This window comes from Blastococcus sp. KM273128 (genome assembly GCF_021698975.1).
Taxonomy (GTDB): domain Bacteria; phylum Actinomycetota; class Actinomycetes; order Mycobacteriales; family Geodermatophilaceae; genus Blastococcus.
On the sequence record NZ_SSXA01000144.1, the window covers coordinates 1 to 2,854 of the forward strand.

4 protein-coding genes are annotated in these 2,854 nt (G+C 75.3%); all 4 read right to left on the reverse strand.

Features of this window, described 5'->3' with window-relative positions; translation table 11 throughout:
• Positions 1 to 262, reverse strand: a 262-nt coding sequence (locus E9529_RS21255) for a translation initiation factor IF-2 N-terminal domain-containing protein (RefSeq protein ID WP_236833251.1), incomplete at its 3' end; no start/stop codon positions are given.
• Between the two features lie 61 nt (positions 263 to 323).
• On the reverse strand, positions 324 to 707 hold the full coding sequence (locus E9529_RS21260; RefSeq protein ID WP_236833252.1) for a YlxR family protein: 384 nt from the start codon (positions 705 to 707) through the stop codon (positions 324 to 326).
• Between the two features lie 8 nt (positions 708 to 715).
• Entirely contained in the window at positions 716 to 1,867 is a 1,152-nt protein-coding gene (gene nusA / locus E9529_RS21265) for a transcription termination factor NusA (protein WP_236833253.1), read from the reverse strand.
• Entirely contained in the window at positions 1,864 to 2,505 is a 642-nt protein-coding gene (gene rimP / locus E9529_RS21270; protein ID WP_236833254.1) for a ribosome maturation factor RimP, read from the reverse strand. Before rimP ends, nusA begins: the two co-directional genes overlap by 4 nt.
• Positions 2,506 to 2,854: the final 349 nt, after the last annotated feature.

Consider the following 2,854-nt stretch of genomic DNA (forward strand, 5'->3'; position numbering starts at 1 on the left):
GGGCCGCGGGGGCCCGCGGGGTCGCCTGCGGCGCGGGGGCCGCCGGGCGAGGCGCGGGAGCGCTCGGGCGCGGGGCAGCCGCCCCGTCACCGCCACCGGTGGCGGCGCCGAGCGCCTCGCGCAGCCGCCGGGCCACGGGGGCCTCGACGGTGGAGGACGCGGACTTCACGAACTCGCCCTGCTCCTTGAGCTTGGCGAGCACGGTCTTGCTGTCGACACCGAACTCCTTGGCGAGTTCGTGTACGCGGGCTTTGCCTGGCACGGGTCTCCTCTTCGTGAGGCCGGCGGCTTGCCCGCTCGACCTCGTCGTCAGTGGCGCATGGTCATCGTGAGAACTTCACGGCTGAGTCATCCGACGGTGTCCTGTCGACGTGCGGACCGGCCTGGTGCCGGCCCGACTGGGTAGTGCTGCTGCCCTCTCCCGGCCCGTTCCCGGCGGCCTCCGGAGAGGCACCCAGGACGTGGGCCCGGAGCGGACCGACCTCCACCGGGGCGCTGGTGCGCAGCGCCCGCGGGAAGGCCCGGCGTCGCTCCGCTGCGCGCAGGCACTCCGCCGTCGGGTGCAGCGAGGCACCTCGGCCGGGGAGGCGCCGCCGCGGATCGGGGACCACGTCCCCGGCCACGACGACGACACGCAGCAGGTCGTCGACCGAAGCGCGCGCCCGGCACCCCACGCAGGTGCGGACCGGATTCGACGTCTCGGCCATCCGCAACTCTAGCGCGTGGCCGGTCCGCGTTGTTCCGCGCGCCGGGGAGCCGATCGCGGACCGCCCGCGGGAGCCTGCCCGCGACCCCCCGGGGCGCCGGCGCGCGACCCGCCCGCGGAGGGCGGCAGGCCCGAGCGCAGCGGCGGGCGGCCCACCCCCGGTGAGGGAGTCGCGCCGGCCTCGTCGTCCTGGGCGTCGCTGCGGATGTCGATCCGGCAGCCGGTCAGCCGCGCGGCCAGGCGGGCGTTCTGCCCCTCCTTGCCGATCGCCAGCGACAGCTGGTAGTCGGGCACCACCACGCGCACGGCCTTGGCCTGCGGATCGACCAGCTCGGCGCTGGACACCCGGGCCGGGCTGAGCGCGGAAGCGACGAAGGACGCCGGGTCGGCCGACCAGTCCACGATGTCGATCTTCTCGCCGTGCAGCTCGCTCATGACGTTGCGGACGCGCTGGCCCATCGGCCCGATGCAGGCGCCCTTGGCGTTCAGCCCGGGCACGGACGTGCGCACGGCGATCTTCGACCGGTGCCCCGCCTCGCGGGCGACGGCGACTATCTCGACGCTGCCGTCGGCGATCTCGGGCACCTCGAGCGCGAAGAGCTTGCGCACGAGGTTGGGGTGGGTGCGCGAGACCGTGACCTGAGGCCCGCGGTAGGTGCGGGAGACGGTGACGACGTAGGCCTTCAGCCGGCTGCCGTGGGGGTAGGACTCGCCCGGCACCTGCTCGGCGGCGGGCAGCACCGCCTCGACCTTGCCGATGTCGATCATCACGATGCCGCTGGCGTTGCGGCGCTGGTCGGCCTGGACGATGCCGCTGACGATGTCGCCTTCCTTGCCGGCGTACTCGCCGAAGGTCTGCTCGTGCTCGGCGTCGCGCAGCCGCTGCACGATGACCTGCTTGGCCGTGCTGGCGGCGATCCGGCCGAAGTCCGACGGGGTGTCGTCCCACTCGCGGACGACCTCGCCGTCGGGGCCCAGTTCCTGGGCGAGCACGGCGACCTCACCGCTCTTGCGGTCCACGTGCACGCGCACGTGCTTGGCCGCGCCGTCGGCGTGCCGGTAGGCGGTGACCAGGGCGGTCTCGAGCGCCTCGATGACCGTGTCGACCGGGATGCCCTTCTCCCGCTCCACCGCCTTCAGCGCGGTGACGTCGATGTTCACTTCTCTCCTCCGTCGTCGTCCGCGAGCCCGGCCTGGTCCAGGTCCTCGTGCTCGGCGGCGTCGTGCTCCGCGGTGTCGTCCGCGGTGTCGTCCGTGCTGTCCTGGAGGTCGTCGGCCCGGCCGAACTCGACCTGCACCCGCCCGGCCCCGAGCTCGGCCCAGGGCACCCGGCGGGGCTGCGGGGGGCGCTTCTTCGCGCCCGGCTTGCCCTTCGCCTCGACGGCCAGCGTCACGCCGTCGCCGTCCACCGCGGTGATCCGCCCGGTGAGCTGCTCGGCGGCCCCGGCCGGGCCGGCGGCCACCTCCACCAGCCGCCCGGTGTTCCGGCGCCAGTGGCGCGGCTCGGTCAGCGGGCGGTCGACCCCTGGGCTGGTCACCTCGAGCACGTAGGGGGTGCGGCCCATGCCGTCGTCGTTGCGGTCCAGCGCGTCGGAGACCGCGCGGCTGACGTCGGCGATGTCGTCGAGGGTGATGCCCGCGTCGCGGTCGACGACCACGCGGACGACGCTGCGCCGGCCGGCGGGGGTGACGACCAGCTCCTCGAGGTCGTACCCCGCCTCGGTGACGACCGGCCGGATCCAGCCGGCGAGCCGGTCGGTGGCGGGGTCGCTCCGCTGGGTTCCGCGAGAGGCGGACACGGTGGCCTCCTCAGGCTCGTCGGCGGCACGGTGCCGTGCGCGCAGTTCTGCGGCCCGGCGCCGCGGACCTGCGTCGCTGGCCGGGCCCGGTGTCGAGGGGAAGTGCTCAGGCTACCGCCCACCCCGGCGCCCCGGCCCGGCGCGGTGGGACCTGCCCGGCCGACCGCGCACCGCACCGCCGGCGTGCGGCGGACGTCACTGCGACGCGGCACGCCCGCCCGCCCGCGCGCCCGGCTGCCAGCGCCACCGGCTGAGAGGGTGTTGGGTAACCGGCTGACTACTTCTGGTCCTTGAGGTCTTCGGCGAGGCGTCGAGCGGCCTCGGTCTCGATCGGGCCCTCGGGCTCGAT